Source organism: Corallococcus sp. CA047B, from assembly GCF_003612065.1.
Lineage (GTDB): Bacteria > Myxococcota > Myxococcia > Myxococcales > Myxococcaceae > Corallococcus > Corallococcus praedator.
Map to the genome: position 1 here is coordinate 1 of NZ_RAWD01000238.1, position 15,471 is coordinate 15,471.

13 protein-coding genes, 1 tRNA gene and 1 pseudogene are annotated in these 15,471 nt (G+C 71.1%); 9 read left to right on the plus strand and 6 right to left on the minus strand.

What is annotated here, in order from left to right:
- The 4 genes from D7X74_RS29465 to hrpB form a co-directional block, all read left to right on the plus strand.
- On the plus strand, positions 1-459 hold a 459-nt coding region (locus D7X74_RS29465; RefSeq protein ID WP_158622314.1), incomplete at its 5' end, for a HEAT repeat domain-containing protein.
- Between the two features lie 65 nt (positions 460-524).
- Complete coding sequence (locus tag D7X74_RS29470) at positions 525-1,220, plus strand: HAD family hydrolase (protein WP_120536335.1); 696 nt, start codon at positions 525-527, stop codon at positions 1,218-1,220.
- A 39-nt stretch (positions 1,221-1,259) separates the two neighbouring features.
- The gene (locus tag D7X74_RS29475) at positions 1,260-2,480 is read left to right on the plus strand and encodes a hypothetical protein (RefSeq protein ID WP_120536336.1); all 1,221 of its coding nucleotides are present in this window, start codon (positions 1,260-1,262) and stop codon (positions 2,478-2,480) included.
- A 45-nt stretch (positions 2,481-2,525) separates the two neighbouring features.
- Positions 2,526-5,090, plus strand: a complete 2,565-nt coding sequence (gene hrpB, locus D7X74_RS29480) for an ATP-dependent helicase HrpB (protein WP_120536337.1) — start codon at positions 2,526-2,528, stop codon at positions 5,088-5,090.
- 17 nt (positions 5,091-5,107) lie between these two features.
- On the opposite strand, the gene D7X74_RS29485 is transcribed toward hrpB, so the two are convergent.
- The gene (locus D7X74_RS29485; protein ID WP_120536338.1) at positions 5,108-5,587 is read right to left on the minus strand and encodes a GNAT family N-acetyltransferase; all 480 of its coding nucleotides are present in this window, start codon (positions 5,585-5,587) and stop codon (positions 5,108-5,110) included.
- A 296-nt stretch (positions 5,588-5,883) separates the two neighbouring features.
- Between D7X74_RS29485 and D7X74_RS29490 the strand changes: the two genes are divergently transcribed.
- A complete protein-coding gene (locus D7X74_RS29490; RefSeq protein ID WP_120536339.1) occupies positions 5,884-6,936 on the plus strand; it encodes a hypothetical protein in 1,053 nt (350 codons plus the stop codon).
- 315 nt (positions 6,937-7,251) lie between these two features.
- Entirely contained in the window at positions 7,252-7,926 is a 675-nt protein-coding gene (locus D7X74_RS29495; protein ID WP_233602310.1) for a hypothetical protein, read from the plus strand.
- Between the two features lie 104 nt (positions 7,927-8,030).
- Here the strand turns inward: D7X74_RS29495 and fdxA are convergent, their stop codons facing one another.
- The 4 genes from fdxA to D7X74_RS29515 all read right to left on the minus strand — a co-directional run bounded on the left by fdxA (position 8,031) and on the right by D7X74_RS29515 (position 11,249).
- A complete protein-coding gene (gene fdxA / locus D7X74_RS29500; RefSeq protein WP_120536341.1) occupies positions 8,031-8,372 on the minus strand; it encodes a ferredoxin FdxA in 342 nt (113 codons plus the stop codon).
- Positions 8,373-8,480: 108 nt separating this feature from the next.
- A complete protein-coding gene (gene asd, locus D7X74_RS29505) occupies positions 8,481-9,569 on the minus strand; it encodes an aspartate-semialdehyde dehydrogenase (protein WP_120536342.1) in 1,089 nt (362 codons plus the stop codon).
- A gap of 69 nt (positions 9,570-9,638) precedes the next feature.
- Complete coding sequence (locus D7X74_RS29510; protein ID WP_199732903.1) at positions 9,639-9,989, minus strand: rhodanese-like domain-containing protein; 351 nt, start codon at positions 9,987-9,989, stop codon at positions 9,639-9,641.
- A 108-nt stretch (positions 9,990-10,097) separates the two neighbouring features.
- Positions 10,098-11,249, minus strand: coding sequence for an acyl-CoA dehydrogenase family protein (locus tag D7X74_RS29515; RefSeq protein ID WP_120536344.1), 1,152 nt, complete (start codon positions 11,247-11,249; stop codon positions 10,098-10,100).
- Positions 11,250-11,400: 151 nt separating this feature from the next.
- Here D7X74_RS29515 and D7X74_RS29520 point away from each other — a divergent pair.
- Positions 11,401-11,472, plus strand: a tRNA-Cys gene (locus D7X74_RS29520).
- Between the two features lie 71 nt (positions 11,473-11,543).
- On the opposite strand, the gene D7X74_RS29525 is transcribed toward D7X74_RS29520, so the two are convergent.
- Entirely contained in the window at positions 11,544-13,190 is a 1,647-nt protein-coding gene (locus D7X74_RS29525; RefSeq protein ID WP_199732904.1) for a nitrous oxide reductase family maturation protein NosD, read from the minus strand.
- 107 nt (positions 13,191-13,297) lie between these two features.
- Here D7X74_RS29525 and D7X74_RS29530 point away from each other — a divergent pair, with 107 nt between their 5' ends.
- Both D7X74_RS29530 and D7X74_RS29535 read left to right on the plus strand, forming a co-directional pair.
- Entirely contained in the window at positions 13,298-15,097 is a 1,800-nt protein-coding gene (locus tag D7X74_RS29530; RefSeq protein ID WP_233602311.1) for a SpoIID/LytB domain-containing protein, read from the plus strand.
- A gap of 119 nt (positions 15,098-15,216) precedes the next feature.
- Positions 15,217-15,471, plus strand: a pseudogene (locus D7X74_RS29535) (energy transducer TonB); the annotation flags it as partial.

Sequence of the window (15,471 nt, forward strand, 5' to 3'; positions counted from 1 at the left end):
CTGCGCGACGAGGCCCTGAGGTTGCTCGCGCAGCCCTCCCTGGCGGGGACGGCCTGGCGCAGCCTGGGACCGGACGTGGTTCCCGTGCTCGCGGCGCTCACGGAGGATCCGAACGTCCCCGACGCGCAACGGATGCGGGCCGTGACGGCGCTGTCACTGGTGGAAGCGCCCCAGGCAGGGCCGACACTCCAGGCGATGATGGAGGATCCCCGCCGTCCCGCGGACGTCCGCACCCGGGCCGCGGCGGCGCTCGGTCAATGCCTGGGGTTCGAGGCCGTGACGGCGCTGCGGGCCCGGCTGGAGGACCGGGATGTGCGGATCCGCGAGGCGGTGGCCCAGGCGCTCGGTCGTCTGGGAGGCCAACAGGTGCGGGAGGCGCTGGAGGAGCGCCTCCCCCGGGAGGACGTTCCCCAGGTGCGCGAGGCCCTCCAGCAGGGCCTCACGCTGGCCGAGCCCTGAAGTGCCCACCCGGGCGGATTGTTCGGGGCTCGCGTCGGGCGGGGCCTTCCGTTAGATGAGGGGCCATGCGCCCCACCGTCCTTCTCTTCGACATCGATGGCACCCTCGTCACCACTGGCGGCGCGGGACGTCGCTCGATGGCCCTGGCCTTCGAACGCCTCCATCAGCGCCGCGACGCGTGCGATGGTTTCAGCATGTCCGGCATGACGGACCGGGCCATCGTCCGCAAGGCACTGGGCATCATCGGCGTGCCGGTCTCCGAGGAGACCATCAGCGCGGTCGTCGACGCGTATGTCGCCCACCTGGCCGAGGAGGTCCCCAAGGTCGATGAGCGCGAGTACCGCGTGCACCCCGGCATGCGCGAGGCCGTGCTGGAGGCGCGCTCCCGGTCGGGCTTCGCCGTGGGGCTGGGCACCGGCAACGTGCGCGCGGGCGCCCGGGTGAAGCTGGAGCGCGTGCGCATCCATGATCAGTTCGCCTTCGGCGGCTTCGGGTGCGACTTCGAGGACCGCGTGGCCCTCATCCGGCACGGCGCCCAGGCCGGGGCCGCGCAGCTGGGCCAGCCCCTGGAGGCGTGCCGGGTGGTGATCATCGGCGATACGCCCAAGGACGTCGCGGCCGCCAAGGGCATTGGCGCGGAGACGATTGGCGTCGGTACGGGCAACTTCACGCCCCAGGCGCTGCGCGACGCCGGCGCCGAATGGGCCTTCGCGGATTTCTCCGCCCCTGAAGCCCTGGAGGCCCTGCTCGTCGGACGGTGAAGGTGTGCTATCTCCGCCGCCCCTCCGAGGAGTCCACGCATGTCGTCCACGCTCGAATCCTATGAGCTGATCCGCTTCGCCGAGGCCTTCGAGGCCCGACTCGCCACGGCGGAGGAGATGGTCGTCGGCAGGCCGGGGCTGGAGGCCGAGAAGCAGTGGCTCGCCTCCGCGCTGGAACGGCTGCGCGAGGCCCGGGAGCCGGCGCCCGGTTTGCTGGAGCAGGTGAAGGACCTGCCCGAACTGGACGAGGCGCGCGAGGAGTTCTCGTTCGATCAGCAGGGCCGGTGGGTGGATGCGCTGGAGAAGCTGCACGCGGGCATCACCTTCACCGCCAGCAGCCGGGCCCCGGTCATCGAGGCCCTCTTCCCGCACCTCAAGTTCCCCCAGCTCCGGCGGGCCCCCGTTGAACTCGTGAACGAGTACGCGTCCTCCTACGAGCGCCGGTTCAAGAGTTCCTACGTCACCCGCATCTTCTCCCGCGACGACTTCGCGATGGTGCGCCCCGTCGTGGAGCTGGTGGCTTCGACGTTCGCCGCGTGGAACGCGAGCCTGTCCCCTACCCCACTGCCTCCGGAGGAAGAGGCCGCGCTGCGCGAGTCCCTGGTGGCGCTGGGGCGGCGACTGGATGTGGCGTTGCGGCAGGGACGGCTGCTCGCCGAGGCCGCGCTCGTTCCCGTGCCGGGGGTCTTCGAGGCCGCGGGCCTCACCCTCAAGCCCCGGAAGCGCGCGGGTCGTGCGCTCGCCCTCTCCGCCGAGGACGGGTTTGATCCGTACGGGGACGATGTGGACTCCGCGCAGGACGACGCGCTCGAGGGTCCGGAGGACACGGCGTCCGGGGATGACGACGCGGCCGCGGATGGCGCGGATGCGGCCGAAGCGCAGGGAGACTTCACGCCCGAGGAGGCCGAGGCGCCCTCCACTCCGCCAGCGACGCGCAAGGGTCGGCGGAATGCTCAGCCCGCGGCCCCCGTGGAACACTCCGATGAGGAGGCACCGGCCCTGGGTGGCGGAGAGGAGACCTCCTCAAGCGCGACCCTGGAAGTCACTGCCCCGGCTCCCGACGCGGAGGAACTTCCGGATGCGGAGCCCGTCGCGGCTCGGCCCCCCGCGCGTCGAGGCCGGCCTCCGAAGAACACCGGGGCCGTGGCCGCTCAGCCGGAGAGTCCTCCGGTTCCGGAGCAGGATGCTTCCGGAGCACCGGAGGCCGTCCGCCCCCGCCGCCGCAAGAAGACCGACCCGTCCGAGACAGGGACGCCCTGAAACCCGACGCGCGGTGAATCCCCCGCCGTGAAGAGGAACCCGGACATGGCGGACGTCGCCCTCCCTATCGATCCCCTCCTGCCCGACATCGTCTCCACGCTCCGGAGCGCGCGGTCGCTCGTGCTGGAGGCACCTCCCGGCGCGGGCAAGACGACGCGCGTCCCCCGGGCGCTCCTGGAGGCGGGCCTGGGTCAGGGCAAGGAGATCGTCGTCCTCCAACCCCGACGGCTGCCCACCCGGCTCGCCGCGCAGCGCGTGTCCGAGGAGATTGGCGAGCGCGTGGGGGAGACGGTCGGCTACCAGGTCCGCTTCGAGGACGTGCGCGGCCCGAAGACCCGCATGTCCTTCGTCACGGAGGGCGTACTCGGACGACGGCTGCTCACCGACGCCACCCTGCGCGACGTGGGCATCGTCGTGCTCGACGAGTTCCACGAGCGGCACCTGTCCGCGGACATCTCGCTCGCGCTCCTGCGCAGGCTCCAGGAGACGACCCGGCCGGACCTCAAGCTCGTCGTGATGTCCGCCACCCTGGAGGCCGAGCCCGTCCGCGCGTACCTGGGCGGCGCACCGTCATTGCGCTCCGAGGGACGCCGCTTCGACGTGAGCGTCGAATACCTCTCCGCCCCGGATGAGCGGCACCTGGATCAACAGGTGCTCTCCGCGCTCAAGCGCCTGTTCACCCAGGGCGTCGACGGCGACGTGCTCGTGTTCCTTCCCGGCGCGGGGGAGATCCGCCGCGCGCGCGACACCTGCGCGGAGTTCGCTGAACGCCACGACGCCGACGTGCTCCCGCTGCATGGCGACCTGTCCCCCGCCGAGCAGGATCGCGCCGTGCGCCGCAGCTCCCGCCGGAAGATCATCCTGTCCACCAACGTCGCGGAGACCTCCGTCACCATCGACGGCGTCGCGGTCGTCATCGACAGCGGTCTGGCGCGCGTGGCGTCCCATTCGCCCTGGTCCGGGCTTCCGCAGCTCAAGCTGGGCAAGGTGAGCCGGGCCTCCGCCACCCAGCGCGCCGGCCGCGCGGGCCGCACCCGCGCGGGCCACTGCGTGCGCCTCTACACCCAGCACGACTTCGACGGACGGCCCGACCAGGAAGCCCCGGAGATCCGCCGCACCGACCTGGCCGAGACCGTGCTCTCGCTGCGCGCCTCGGGCGTGAAGGACCTGACCACCTTCCCGTTCTTCGAAGCGCCCCCCGCGCCCGCGATGGAGGCTGCGGAGACCCTGCTGCGCCGCCTGGGCGCCGTGGACTCGGGCGGCAAGGTGACGGACGTGGGCCAGCGGCTGCTGCGCTTCCCCGTCCACCCCCGGCAGGCACGCGTCATCGTCGAGGGTGAACGCCGGGGCGTTGGCGCCGATGCCGCGCTGCTCGCCGCGCTCATGGGTGAACGGGACATCCGCCGCGAGGCCCGCGCCAACCTGGGCGGCGGAGGACGCGCGGCAGCCATCGTCAGCGGTCCCTCCGACCTCCTGGAGCTGCTGGAGCGCTTCCGCGAAGCCGGACGCTCCGGCTTCTCCTCCGGCCGCATGCAGTCGCTCTCCCTGGACGCGGGCGCGGTGCAGTCCGTGGAGCGCGTGCAGAAGCAGCTTCGGCGCAACGTGCGGGAGCAGGGCTCGCGGCCCGGCCGTCCCGAGGACGTGGAGCAGGCCTTGATGCTCAGCGTGCTCGCCGGCTACCCGGACCGCGTCGCCCGCAGACGGCGGCCCCGTTCCCCCGAGCTGCTCATGTTCGGCGGCGGCACCACCAGCCTGTCCGAGTTCAGCGTCGTCCAGGACGCGGAGCTGATGGTCGCCGTGGACGCCGAGGAGCGCCCCGGTCGCGGCGCCGTCGTGCGGCTCGCGAGCGCGGTGGAGGCCGAGTGGCTGTTGGACCTCTACCCCGACGCCCTGGAGGAGGTGGACACCCTCCAGTGGAACCCGGACTCGCGCCGCGTGGAGCGCCTCACCCGGCTGGCGTACGGCAACCTCATGCTGGAGGAGACGCGCACCCCCGCCCCTCCCTCCGAGGAGGCCGCGCGCGTGCTGGCCGAAGCCGCGCTCGCCGCGGGCCCGGAGCGCTTCGCGGAGCCCGAGGCGCTGGAGCAGTGGCGCACCCGCGTGGCGCTGCTGGCCAAGGCCTTCCCCGAAGCGGGCTTTCCCGCCGTGGACGCCAACTTCCTGCGCGATGCGCTGGCCTCTCTGTGCGTCGGCGCGCGCAGCTTCTCCGACCTGGAGGGCGTGTCGCTGCTGGACGCGCTCTACACGCGCCTCACGCAGGAGCAGCAACGCCTGCTGGCGAACCATGCCCCGGAGCGCGTCACCCTTCCCGGTGGGCGCGGCGTGAAGGTGCACTACGAGCCGGGCAAGCCGCCCTGGGTGGAGTCACGGCTGCAGGACTTCTTCGGATTGGCCCAGGGGCCCAGCGTGGGCGCGGGCCGCGTGCCGCTGGTGCTGCACCTGCTGGCCCCCAACATGCGCGCCGTGCAGGTGACCACCGACCTGGCGGGCTTCTGGGAGCGTCACTACCCGGCGATCCGCAAGGAGCTGTGCCGCAAGTATCCCCGGCACTCGTGGCCGGAGGATCCGCGCCACGCCGAACCGCCCGCGCCCCGTCCTCCGAGGCGCTGAAGCACACCGCGCGGCGACTACAGCCGCTTGTGCATCTCCAGATGGTCGATGCCGGCTTCGTCGAAGACGGCGCCCACCGGCTGGTAGCCGTGCTTCTTGTAGAAGTCGAGCGCGTAGAGCTGGGCGTGCAGCATGATGCCGGTCACGTTGCGGCGGCGCGCCTCCTCCTCCAGCGTCGTCAGCAGCAGCGAGCCCACGCGCGACTTGCGGTGCGCCTGGAGCACCGCCATGCGGCCAATCTGCCCCCACGTCCCCGTCTGTCCCGCGGGAGGCTCCGGCAGCTTCACCAGCCGGCCGGTGCCGATGGCGTGACCACCCTGGTAGGCGAGCACGTGGTACGCCTGCGCGTCCTCGGCGTCGCGCTCGATGCCTTCGGGAACGTGCTGTTCCTCGATGAACACCACCTCACGGATGGCCAGGGCTTGAAAGAGCTCCGCCTCGCTCTTGATCTGGGCGATGGTGACGGGTGCCGGGGTGGTCTCGGGAGGCGTCGGCATATCGCCGGGCAAGGTACACAAAAGGCCGGGCCGCCAACAGGCGGAAAAAGACGCGGCCCCCTGAGAAGTCGCCGCCCGCGAGCAGGCCGACTCCGCCCCGGCACGCCTCCCACGCGGTCGCTCCGCCCCCTGCCCCCGGGTCGCAGGCGATGAAAGTCATGGAAGCCCCGCCGCATCGGGTCCTCCGGTTGCAATACCTGACGCGTCGGACGGCCCCTCTGGGATTTCACGCGGAGCGGGTGCGGACACGCTCGGGGGAGGATCGCTCCGGGGCGGGCATGTTAGGGTCCCGAGCGATGCGTTCTCGAGCCCTCCTCGCCCTGTCCCTGAGCCTGCTGTCGTCTCCCGCTCTCGCCCAGAAGGAGTTCTTCTTCGGAACGGGTGAGCCGCCCGTGTTCCGCGAAGCGGACATGGACAAGCGGTTCCTCCGCTCCCGCGTGTACCAGGCCCTCACCAGCGGCACGTCCGACCCGGGCTGCGCCCAGCTGGTGGGCGCGCTGCTCACCGTCGTGGGTGAATCCGCGCCCTTCCTGCACAAGCGCGATGAGAACTTCTTCGTGGATCCGGCGCTGCTGCAGACCGTGAACACGCAGCTGTCCACCCCGCGCTTCCCGGCCAGCATGTTCCTGGTGTCGATGATGCGCCGGGTGCTCATCGACAAGAAGCTGCCGGCCGAGTGGCTGCAGACCGCGGTGGCGCTCGCGCCGTACTACCCGCCGCTCGACGTGGGCAAGCTGCGCTTCGTCGCGGACGGCGTGAATCCCGTGGACAGCTTCTTCTTCACGCTGCCCGCCATGCTCGAGCGCTACGACGTGGAGGTCCTCAAGGCCAACACCACCGCCGCCAGCGTGGCGGATGCGAAGTTCCGCGACGACTACCTCGACAAGGAAGTGGGCTTCGGGGGGCTGGAGTTCGTCGACGCGAAGCTGGAGAAGCCCAAGAAGAAGAAGGGCCGCAACGCCCCGCCGCCGGAGCCCCCCGCGCTCGTGGCCCGGCTCGTCTACTACCTCCCGGATCCTACCCAGGACGGACTGCTCAGCGGGCTGAACTACGGCAAGCCGAAGTCGCGCCCCGCGGTGACCATCACGGCGCGCCTGAAGGATGCGCAGTACATGGACCTGGCGACGCTGCCCAAGGGCACCCGGGTGCTGCTGCGCGGACGCTTCTGGGAGTACCGCAAGGCGCTCAAGGAGCTGGAGGTGCGCGACGCGCTCCTGTTCCAGGACCGGGACTGGACCCAGAACGCCGCGCTGGCGGATCCCGCCGCCGTGGCGGCCTGTCCGCTCGCGTTCAACGACCTGACGGGCACCGCGCCCGTCCAGCCGGGCGGCTTCGGCGGCAAGCGCTGAGACGCCGTCCCGCGCCCCGCACGCCCATCCCGGAGGCGGAACCCTCCGGGACGCCGCCCTGACGTCCCGCCCCTCCTGGAGTGCCCAACCGCCACGGTGGCACGGCCGCTGCTGATGCCCGCGCATCCCGTACGCGCGAGGCACGCCATGAAGGTCGAAGGTCAGGACGCCCCTTCCGGACACGAGAAGGTCGCTCCGGAAAAGGAAGCGTTCCAGCAGGTCCTCCAGCAGACGCCCGGACGCGCAGGTCCGCGAGGACGTCCTGGCTCCGAACCCCGCCCCGGAAGGGTCCCGGTGGAGGGGCCCACGAAGTCCTTGGGCTCCCGCCCCACCGTGCCTCCTGGCGCCACGGGCCTGACGGCGCGGGCCCCTTCCGCCCTGCAGGGAGTGCGGGCCTCGGCGTCCGTCCTTGCCACCGCGCACCGCGCGCTCGGAAGCCCCGAGACGCTCCGCCAGGTCCGACAGGGCATGCACGTGGAGACGCAGCGGCTGGGCACCGTGCGTCAGGAGGCCCACGCCGAGGGCCGGGAGCAGGCCCACCACCGGGCCTCGGAGCTGATCGCCCGCGAGCTGGACCGCGCGTTTCGCGCCGAACCCCGGCCTGTCCCCTCCTCCACTCCAGCGCCCGCGCCGACACGTGAGGACAGCGGCACCGGGAGCGCTTCGCGGTCCCCTTCGAGCGAAAGCCGCAGCGTGGCGTCCGGGTCCGCGGGAGGCGCCGGTCCGTCCGACACGCCCATCGCGCAGGTCGAGTCCACGCTGGCCCTCATCGAGAAGATCGAAGTCTTCGTGAAGTCACAGCGGCCGGCGCTGGGCCTGAGCCTGCGCGGTTCGCTGGAGGCCACCGTGGAGGTCGAGCGCACCGGCCCGCGCGAGGTGGCGCTGCGCATCCAGGGGCGCCACGGGCCCGTGCCCACGGAGGACGTGACACGGCTGCGCGACGCACTGGAGGCCCGCGGGCTGCGACTCAGCGTCCTGCGGGCGGATTGAGCGGAATGCGCATCGCCGCCGGGAAGCCACGAATGACGAAGGCCCTCACGCCAGCGGGCGCAAGGGCCTTCACCCACACGGGCGCACGCGAGCGGCGCGGCGCCCTACTTCTTCGTACCACCCGCCAGGCTCAACTGAGGACGCTTGCCCGTCTTCTCCTTGAAATCCTCGGCCTCGGGCAGGGGCGCCTTCTTCTCCGCGATGTTGGGCCACTTGGTGGAGAGGTCCGTGTTGAGCGCCTGGTACTCCTTCCACTGAGCGGGCAGCTCGCTCTCGGGGAAGATCGCCTTCGTCGGGCAGACGGGCTCGCAGGCACCGCAGTCGATGCACTCATCCGGGTGGATCACGAGGAAGTTCTCTCCCTCGTAGAAGCAGTTGACCGGGCACACCTCGACACAATCGGTGTACTTGCACTTGATGCAAGGCTCGGCGACGACGTAAGCCATTTAAATCTCCTCTGTGCGGTATTCCGCGCGTCCGTGGCCGCGCACAGTAGATGGTTGCGGCCGGGGTGGCATCCTGAATTTAGGGCCCTCCCCGGCGACCTTCCCCTGTCAGCCCAGCAAGCCCTGCGCTCGCAGCAACTCCGCCACGAGGATGGCGCCCTTGGCGGCTCCAAACTTCGTGTTGTGGGAGACGAGCACGTACTTGAAGCCGTTCTCCAGGACACCGTCCTCGCGGATGCGGCCCACCGTGGTGGCCATGCCGCCGTGGGTGTCCCGGTCCATGCGGGGCTGGGGACGGAACGGGTCGTCCAGCACTTCGATCCACCGGGGCGGAGCGGACGGAAGGTTGCTCGCCACCTCGGCGCCCTTCCACTCGCGCATCGCCTGGGCGACCTCCGCCACGGTGGCGTTCTTGCCGAGCGACACGAAGACGGACTCGGTGTGGCCCTCCAGGACGGCGACGCGGGTGCAGGTGCAGGAGACGCGCACGTCGTGCGGGGTGAGCGCCGCGCCCGCGGCGTCCAGCGACCCGAGGATCTTCTTCGTCTCCACCTCGACCTTGTGCTCCTCCTTGGGGATGTAGGGCACCACGTTGTCGAGGATGTCCAGACCGATGACGCCGGGAGAACGGCCGGCGCCGGACATGGCCTGGAGGCTGGTCATCAGCACCGCCTTCACCCCGAAGCGCTCGGCCAGGGGGGCCAGCGTCACGGCGAGGCCGGTGGTGGTGCAGTTGGGGATGGGGACGATGAAGCCCTTCCAGCCGCGCTGCTTGCGCTGCGCCTGGATGAGCGGCGCGTGGGCCGCGTTGACGGGCGGGATGAGCAGCGGCACGTCCTCGTCGTAGCGGAAGGCGCTCGCGGCGGAGAACACCGGGATGTCGCGGGCGAGCCGGGGCTCCAGCTCCCGCGCCACGTCCGCCTCCACGGCGGAGAAGGCGATGTCGTAGTCCTTCGCCTGCACCGCGTCCCCGCTGATGACGGTCATCCGGGCGATGGACTCCGGCAGCGGCTCCGGGACGAACCAGGCCTGCATCCCGTTGGAGGCGCGCAGGGCGTCTCCATAGGTTTTGCCGGCGGAACGGGGCGAGGCGGCGAGCCCGGTCAGTTCGATGAACGGGTGGTCCTTCAGGGCAGCGATGAACTGCTGGCCCGCGAGTCCGGTGGCGCCAATGAGTACGGCGCGAAGCTTGGCCATCGTGGAGGGTCTCCGGTGGGGGCGGCAGGCCGCTCCTTACACCGTTTCACGACGCGTCGCATCCACCGCTCAGCGGTGGGCGTGGGACTGCGCGCGGACGTGGCGTTCGGTGGGGTAGCCGCCCGTCACCCAGGCGTGGAGCCCCCCGGAGAGGCACACCGCGTTGCGCCCCCGGAGTCTCAGCACGCGGCAGATGCGGCGGATGTCGGCGCAGTCCTGGGTGGTGCCACACAGGACGATGAGCTCGTCGTCCGGAAGCATCGCCAGGTCGCGGGCGATCTCCGAGGCCGTCATGCGCAGCGCGCCGGGGATGTGGATCTCGAACCGCTCCCAGTCCATCGCGTCCCGACAATCCAGGACGAGCACATCCTCGTCCCCCAGACGCATGAACAACTCATCGCAAATGATGGTGGGCTCCACCGGGGCCTCCCCGAGGCGACATGTTCCTTCCAACATGAACCCAGCAGGCGTTTTCCCTCTTCCCGCTCGCCTGCCCGCCTGCTGCCAGGGGGCCCCGACTTCAGCGTTTCAGAGCCCGAGTTGCTTGGCGATGATCTCGTTCATCACCTCGCTGGTGCCGCCGCCGATGGGGCCGAGCCGCGCGTCGCGCCAGTGGCGCTGGATGTCGTACTCCATCATGTAGCCGGCGCCTCCGTGGAGCTGGAGGCACTCGTCGGCCACGCGGCAGCACGTCTCCGTGGCCACCTTCTTGGCCATGGAGGTCTGCGCGACGGCGTACTCACCCGCCACGTGCAGGCGCAGCGCGTGGTAGGTGAGCTGACGCGCGCTTTCGCGGGCGGTGTACAGGTCCGCCAGCTTGTGGCGGATGACCTGGAACTGCCCCAGCGTCTGGCCGAAGGCGCGGCGCTCCTTCACGTGCGCGAGCACCGTCTCCAGCATGTCGTCCATGGCGCCCACCGCCCCCAGGGCGAGCGACAGGCGCTCCCACTGGAAGTTGCCCATGATCTGCGAGAAGCCCTGCCCCTCCACCCCCAGCAGGTTCTCCGCCGGCACGCGGCAGTCCTCGAAGAAGAGCTCCGCCGTGTCGGACGCGCGCCAGCCCAGCTTCTGGAGCTTGCGCCCCACGCCGAAGCCCGGCGTGCCCCGCTCCACGACGAGCATGGACAGGCCCTTGTGGCCCCGCTCGGGGTCGGTCTTCACCGCCAGCACCACGAAGTCCGCGCGCACCCCGTTGGTGATGTACGTCTTGGAGCCGTTGACGACGTAGTGGTCGCCGTCGCGGCGGGCCGTGGTGCGCAGGCCCGCGACGTCCGAGCCGGCGTCCGGTTCGGTGATGCCCAGGGCGCCAATCTTCTCCCCCTGGATGGCCGGGGCCAGCCAGCGCTGCTTCTGGGCCTCCGTGCCGAACAGGTGCAGGGGCCCGGTGGCGATGGTGAACTGCGCCCCCAGCCCGGCGGCCACGCCTCCGGAGCCACACCGGCCCAGTTCCTCCAGGAGCACCGCCTCATAGAGTTCGCCCGCGGCCGTGCCCCCCAGGGCCTCCGGGTACTTGAGCCCCAGGAAGCCCAGCTCGCCGAAGCGGCGGAAGAGCTCCCGGGGAAACTCCTCCCGGTCCTCCCATGCGTTCGCGAACGGGCGCAGCTCCTTGTCCACCACCGCCCGGACCGTACGGCGGAAGGCTTCATGCTCCTCCTGGAACACTCCCTGGCCATGCAGCATCGTGTGCCGTCTCCTTGGTCTTCCGAGCCGCGAGCCCGGGGGCCTGACGCCCCGCGCCGCATGGTAGCGGGACGAGAAGCGGGGCTGGGTGGTGTTGCTTCCTTGACCGCATCGTACGGGGCTGCGTATAAACCCGGCCCCAATCACTTCCGGCGCCATAGCCAAGTGGTAAGGCAAAGGTCTGCAAAACCTTCATTCCCCGGTTCGAATCCGGGTGGCGCCTCACAGCAAAAGGCCCGATGCGGAAGCTGCTTCCGCATCGGGCCTTCTGTTTTTCCCCGCTGGGAGTCAGGCCTAGCAGCCCAGTTCCACCGCGCCGATGTCCGGGGCCGCGCCGCAGAAGGGCTGGCCCACGTCCAGACCCTTATCCTGGGCGGACGGCGAGGGAGCGAACACCTCCGACACCGTGACGTCCCCGCCGGTGGAGGAGGCATCCCCGGTGGCCGCCTTGAAGGCGTCCAGGGCCACGAGCTGCCCGTTGTGCTTGAACTGGGCCCCCGCCGGGTAGAGGTTGGAGCCCATCTGGAGGCCGGGGGCCTGGCCGCCCACGTCCACGGCGATGGGCGAATCCACGAGGTTGTTCTCCACGCGGAGCGACTCGGTGGGGCCGCCGGTGCCATGCCCCAGGATGATGGCGGACTTCGCGCGGGTGATGGTGTTGTTCGCCACCACCGTCCCCTGGGAGTTCTCCAGGCGGATGGCGGTGCCCTCGCCGCCGCCCGCGTCGGTGATGTCGTGCAGGCGGTTGCGGCGCACGACGACGGACGAGGGCACCGGGCCCTCGTGGTTGCCGCCCACGGCGATGCCCTTGGAGGCGTCGTACAGCTCGTTGTCCTCCACCAGCACGTTCTTGGCGGAGTAGTGCACGACCAGCGCTTCGCCCTTGGCCGTGGCCGACTGCACGAAGTGGTGCATCCGGTTGTTGCGGATGGTGACGTCGTGGCACGTCTTGATGTCCACGGCGTTCTCGCGGTTGCCGAACAGGTGGTTGTTCTCCACCAGGAGGCCCGTGGCGGGCGGCAGCGAGCTGACGCCCTCGGGCCCCAGGCACTGCACGGAGTCACCGGAGTTGTCGTGGATGTCGTTGTTGCGCACCGTCACGTCGTAGGACGCCGCCTGCACGACGATGCCGTGCGAGTCCTGGTTGCCGGTGGTGCGCACGAAGTCGTGGATGTTGTTGTTCTCGATGGTGGGACCGCGGGCGTTGTTGAACGTCGTGATGCCCGCCCCACCCGTCCCGTGGTGCAGCTCCGAATTGGCGAGCACCGTGCCCTGCACGTCGCCCTCGAAGGAGACGCCGAAGATGGGCTGCGACTGCACGTCGATGTCGAAGCCGTCGATGACCCAGTTCGGCCGGCGCACCTGCATGAGCGCGCCCGAGCCGCTGCCCGGCGTGAGCTTCGGGCGGCCCTCGCCCTGGAGGGTGATCTTCGCTTCCGCGGTGCCCCCCTGGACGTTCTCGCCCAGGACGACGCGCTCCGCGTAGGTGCCGGCCAGCACGCGGACGCGGTCGCCGGGAGCGGCCTTGCCCACCGCCATGGCGATGGTGCGCAGCGGCGCTGCGGCCGTGCCCTCGGCGCCGTCGTTGCCGCCGGGCGACACCACCCACTCATGGGCGGGCGTCGTCGCCGCGACGGCCGACATCGCCTTGGCACTGACCGCGGGCTGGGGGCCGGGCTCCGCGATGGGGGTGTGGTCCGCGTGCGCCGGCATCTCCGCGGCGGGCGTGTTGGGCACCGGCTGCACGCCGATGGGGGGCGCCTTGCCCGGGGCGGTGGTGGACTTCTCGATGGTGGGAGCGTTGGCGTTGGACGCGGGAGTCTGGGAGGAGCCCCCCGAGTCCGATGACCCGCCCGAGCCGCCACCGCCACCGCAAGCGCTCAGACTCAGGGCCAGGGTGCAGGCAGCCAGGGAGGTCACCAGGGTGTTTCGCTTCGTCAAGCCGTTGCCTCCGTGAATTCGCATGAACAGGGCCAACGCATGGCGTCGGCCGTTCTATTCACTGCCGGTCATCCAGGGCGAGACGCGCCGCACTGGAAGGGAGGACCGTGACGCCTGACCGCGCGGCGGCTACGGTGCCGCCCGCCGTGTCCAAAGCCGTCCTCCTCCTGACCGCCCTGCTGCTCGCCTCCTGTGCCACTCCGGCGCCCGCCCCTGCTCCCGCGACGCGCGGACTGGGCGAGCCGGAGGTCTCCTCGAGCACGAAGCCCGCCGCCTCCCCGAACACCCCCGACGCGGGCGTGGCGCCCACGGCCGGGAGCGCGCTCCCGGATCCGCTCACCTCCGGTCTGCCCGGGCCGCAGGACCTGAAGCGCCTGGACTTCCGCAACGGCGAGCCCCGGCTGCCCATCAAGCTGATGGAGGGGCGCGACACGGTGACGTTCTCGCCGCGCGGCCGGATGCGCCTGCGCTTCGGCGGGCCGGACGACAAGATGCTGGATGCGCCCGCGGGCTCGCGGTGGACGGTGCGGGTGACGCAGGGTGAGCCCGCGCAGTGGAGCGCGCGGTTGCAACTGGGCGAGTTCCGGTTCGCGGACAAGGCCGGCCTGTCGGAGGCGCAGGAGACGTGGCGCGCGCGGGGGCTCGCGGTGCGCACCTACACGCTGGGCTCCGTGTACGGCATCGCGGGAAAGGTCATCGACAACCGGCGCTACCTGCTGCTGGGCGAAGAGGCCCTCACGCCCCACGCCGCAGCGGAGAAGCAGGCGGAGCTATTGCGCCGCTACGGCCTGCGCACCACCCTCTTCGAGGAGGTCCGCAAGCCGTCCAGCGCCATCCTCGAGGTGAAGGACGAGAACGACGCGGTGGTGGGGCTTGCCCAGGACCGGCTGGACGCGGAGACGCCGGATGGCAGCGGCTTCGACGTGCGGCAGGTGGAGTACGGCGTGGGCTACGACTTCCACGCCTTCGAGGACCGCAGCTTCCGGGGCGCGCTCCAGTTCGCGGCGGACCGGAGCGGCAAGCTCGCGGTGGTGAACGTGGTGCCGCTGGAGGACCTGCTCAAGGGTCTGGTGCCGTCCGAAATCTTCGCGCGCGCGCACCCGGAGGCGCTCAAGGCCCAGGCCGTCACCGCGCGGGGCGAGGTGCTGGCGAAGGTGGGCATCAAGCACCTGGCGGATCCGTACCTGCTGTGCTCGGAGCAGCACTGCGCGGTGTACCGGGGCCGCACCGGAGAGGCGGCCAGCACCACCGCCGCGGTGGAGGCCACCCGGGGCGAGGCGCTCTTCAGCAAGGACGGGCGGCTGGTGGACTCCGTCTACAGCGCCGTGTGCGGCGGCCACACCGAGGACAACGACGTCGTCTGGGGAGGCCCGCCCGACCCCAGCCTGCGCGGACGGCCGGACCTGCTGGAGGCCGCGCCGGACGTGCCCGGGCCGTCCTCCCTCAAGGCGTGGCTGGCCGCGCCGGACGTGCCCGCCGCGTGCCGCCTGTCCAGCTTCGCCCAGCCGACGAAGTTCCGCTGGGAGAAGCGCTTCACGCAAGCGCAGGTGGACGCGCTCACGGAGAAGCTGGGCGTGGGGCCCATCCAGGCCTTGAGTCTGTCCGAGCGTGGGGTCTCCGGCCGGGCGAAGCTGCTCACGCTGGCCGGCCTGAAGGGCGCGACGCAGGTCCGGGGCGAGCTGAACATCCGGCGGCTCTTCGGGATGCTCAACAGCAGCATGGCCACGGTGGAAGCCGAGCGGGACGCCGAGGGCCGCCTCACCGGGTGGCTTTTCCGGGGCGGAGGCTGGGGCCACGGCGTGGGCATGTGTCAGACAGGCGCCATTGGCCGGGCGGAAGCCGGTCAGCGCTATCCGGAGATCCTGCGCTACTACTTCAACGGCGCGGAGGTCGCGCCCATCTACTGAGCCGAAGAGGACAATTCGTGCGCATCCAATGCCCGGCACGCGAATCTCTTCGGTACTTCCGGTGTTGTGGGCCGCACGTTCGGGACTGAAGAGGCGGTCCGGAGGTTTATCATCAGGCCGTGGGCAAGGGTTCCTCGACAGACTGGCGGGAGCGGCGCAAGAAGCGCGCGCCGTGGCGCTATCTGGTGGCGGCCGTCCTGGCGCTCCTGGGGCAGGCCGCCATCGTGGGCTTCGTGCTCCTGGCGTCCCTCCTCCAGACGAACCTTGCGGGCGAGAAGCGTCCCACGCCCCGCCCCACGTCCGTGGCGGTGCGCCCCCTCACGTCGGATCAATGGGCGAAGAACCGGGGCCCCACGTCCCCCCAGGTGAAGCCC

Excerpts from the sequence above, each read along its gene's own strand:
- D7X74_RS29470 (WP_120536335.1), top strand. The coding sequence starts at position 525 with ATGCGCCCCACCGTCCTTCTCTTCGACATCGATGGCACCCTCGTCACC.
- D7X74_RS29475 (WP_120536336.1), top strand. The coding sequence starts at position 1,260 with ATGTCGTCCACGCTCGAATCCTATGAGCTGATCCGCTTCGCCGAGGCC.
- hrpB (WP_120536337.1), top strand. The coding sequence starts at position 2,526 with ATGGCGGACGTCGCCCTCCCTATCGATCCCCTCCTGCCCGACATCGTC.
- D7X74_RS29485 (WP_120536338.1), bottom strand. The coding sequence starts at position 5,587 with ATGCCGACGCCTCCCGAGACCACCCCGGCACCCGTCACCATCGCCCAG.
- D7X74_RS29490 (WP_120536339.1), top strand. The coding sequence starts at position 5,884 with ATGCGTTCTCGAGCCCTCCTCGCCCTGTCCCTGAGCCTGCTGTCGTCT.
- fdxA (WP_120536341.1), bottom strand. The coding sequence starts at position 8,372 with ATGGCTTACGTCGTCGCCGAGCCTTGCATCAAGTGCAAGTACACCGAT.
- asd (WP_120536342.1), bottom strand. The coding sequence starts at position 9,569 with ATGGCCAAGCTTCGCGCCGTACTCATTGGCGCCACCGGACTCGCGGGC.
- D7X74_RS29515 (WP_120536344.1), bottom strand. The coding sequence starts at position 11,249 with ATGCTGCATGGCCAGGGAGTGTTCCAGGAGGAGCATGAAGCCTTCCGC.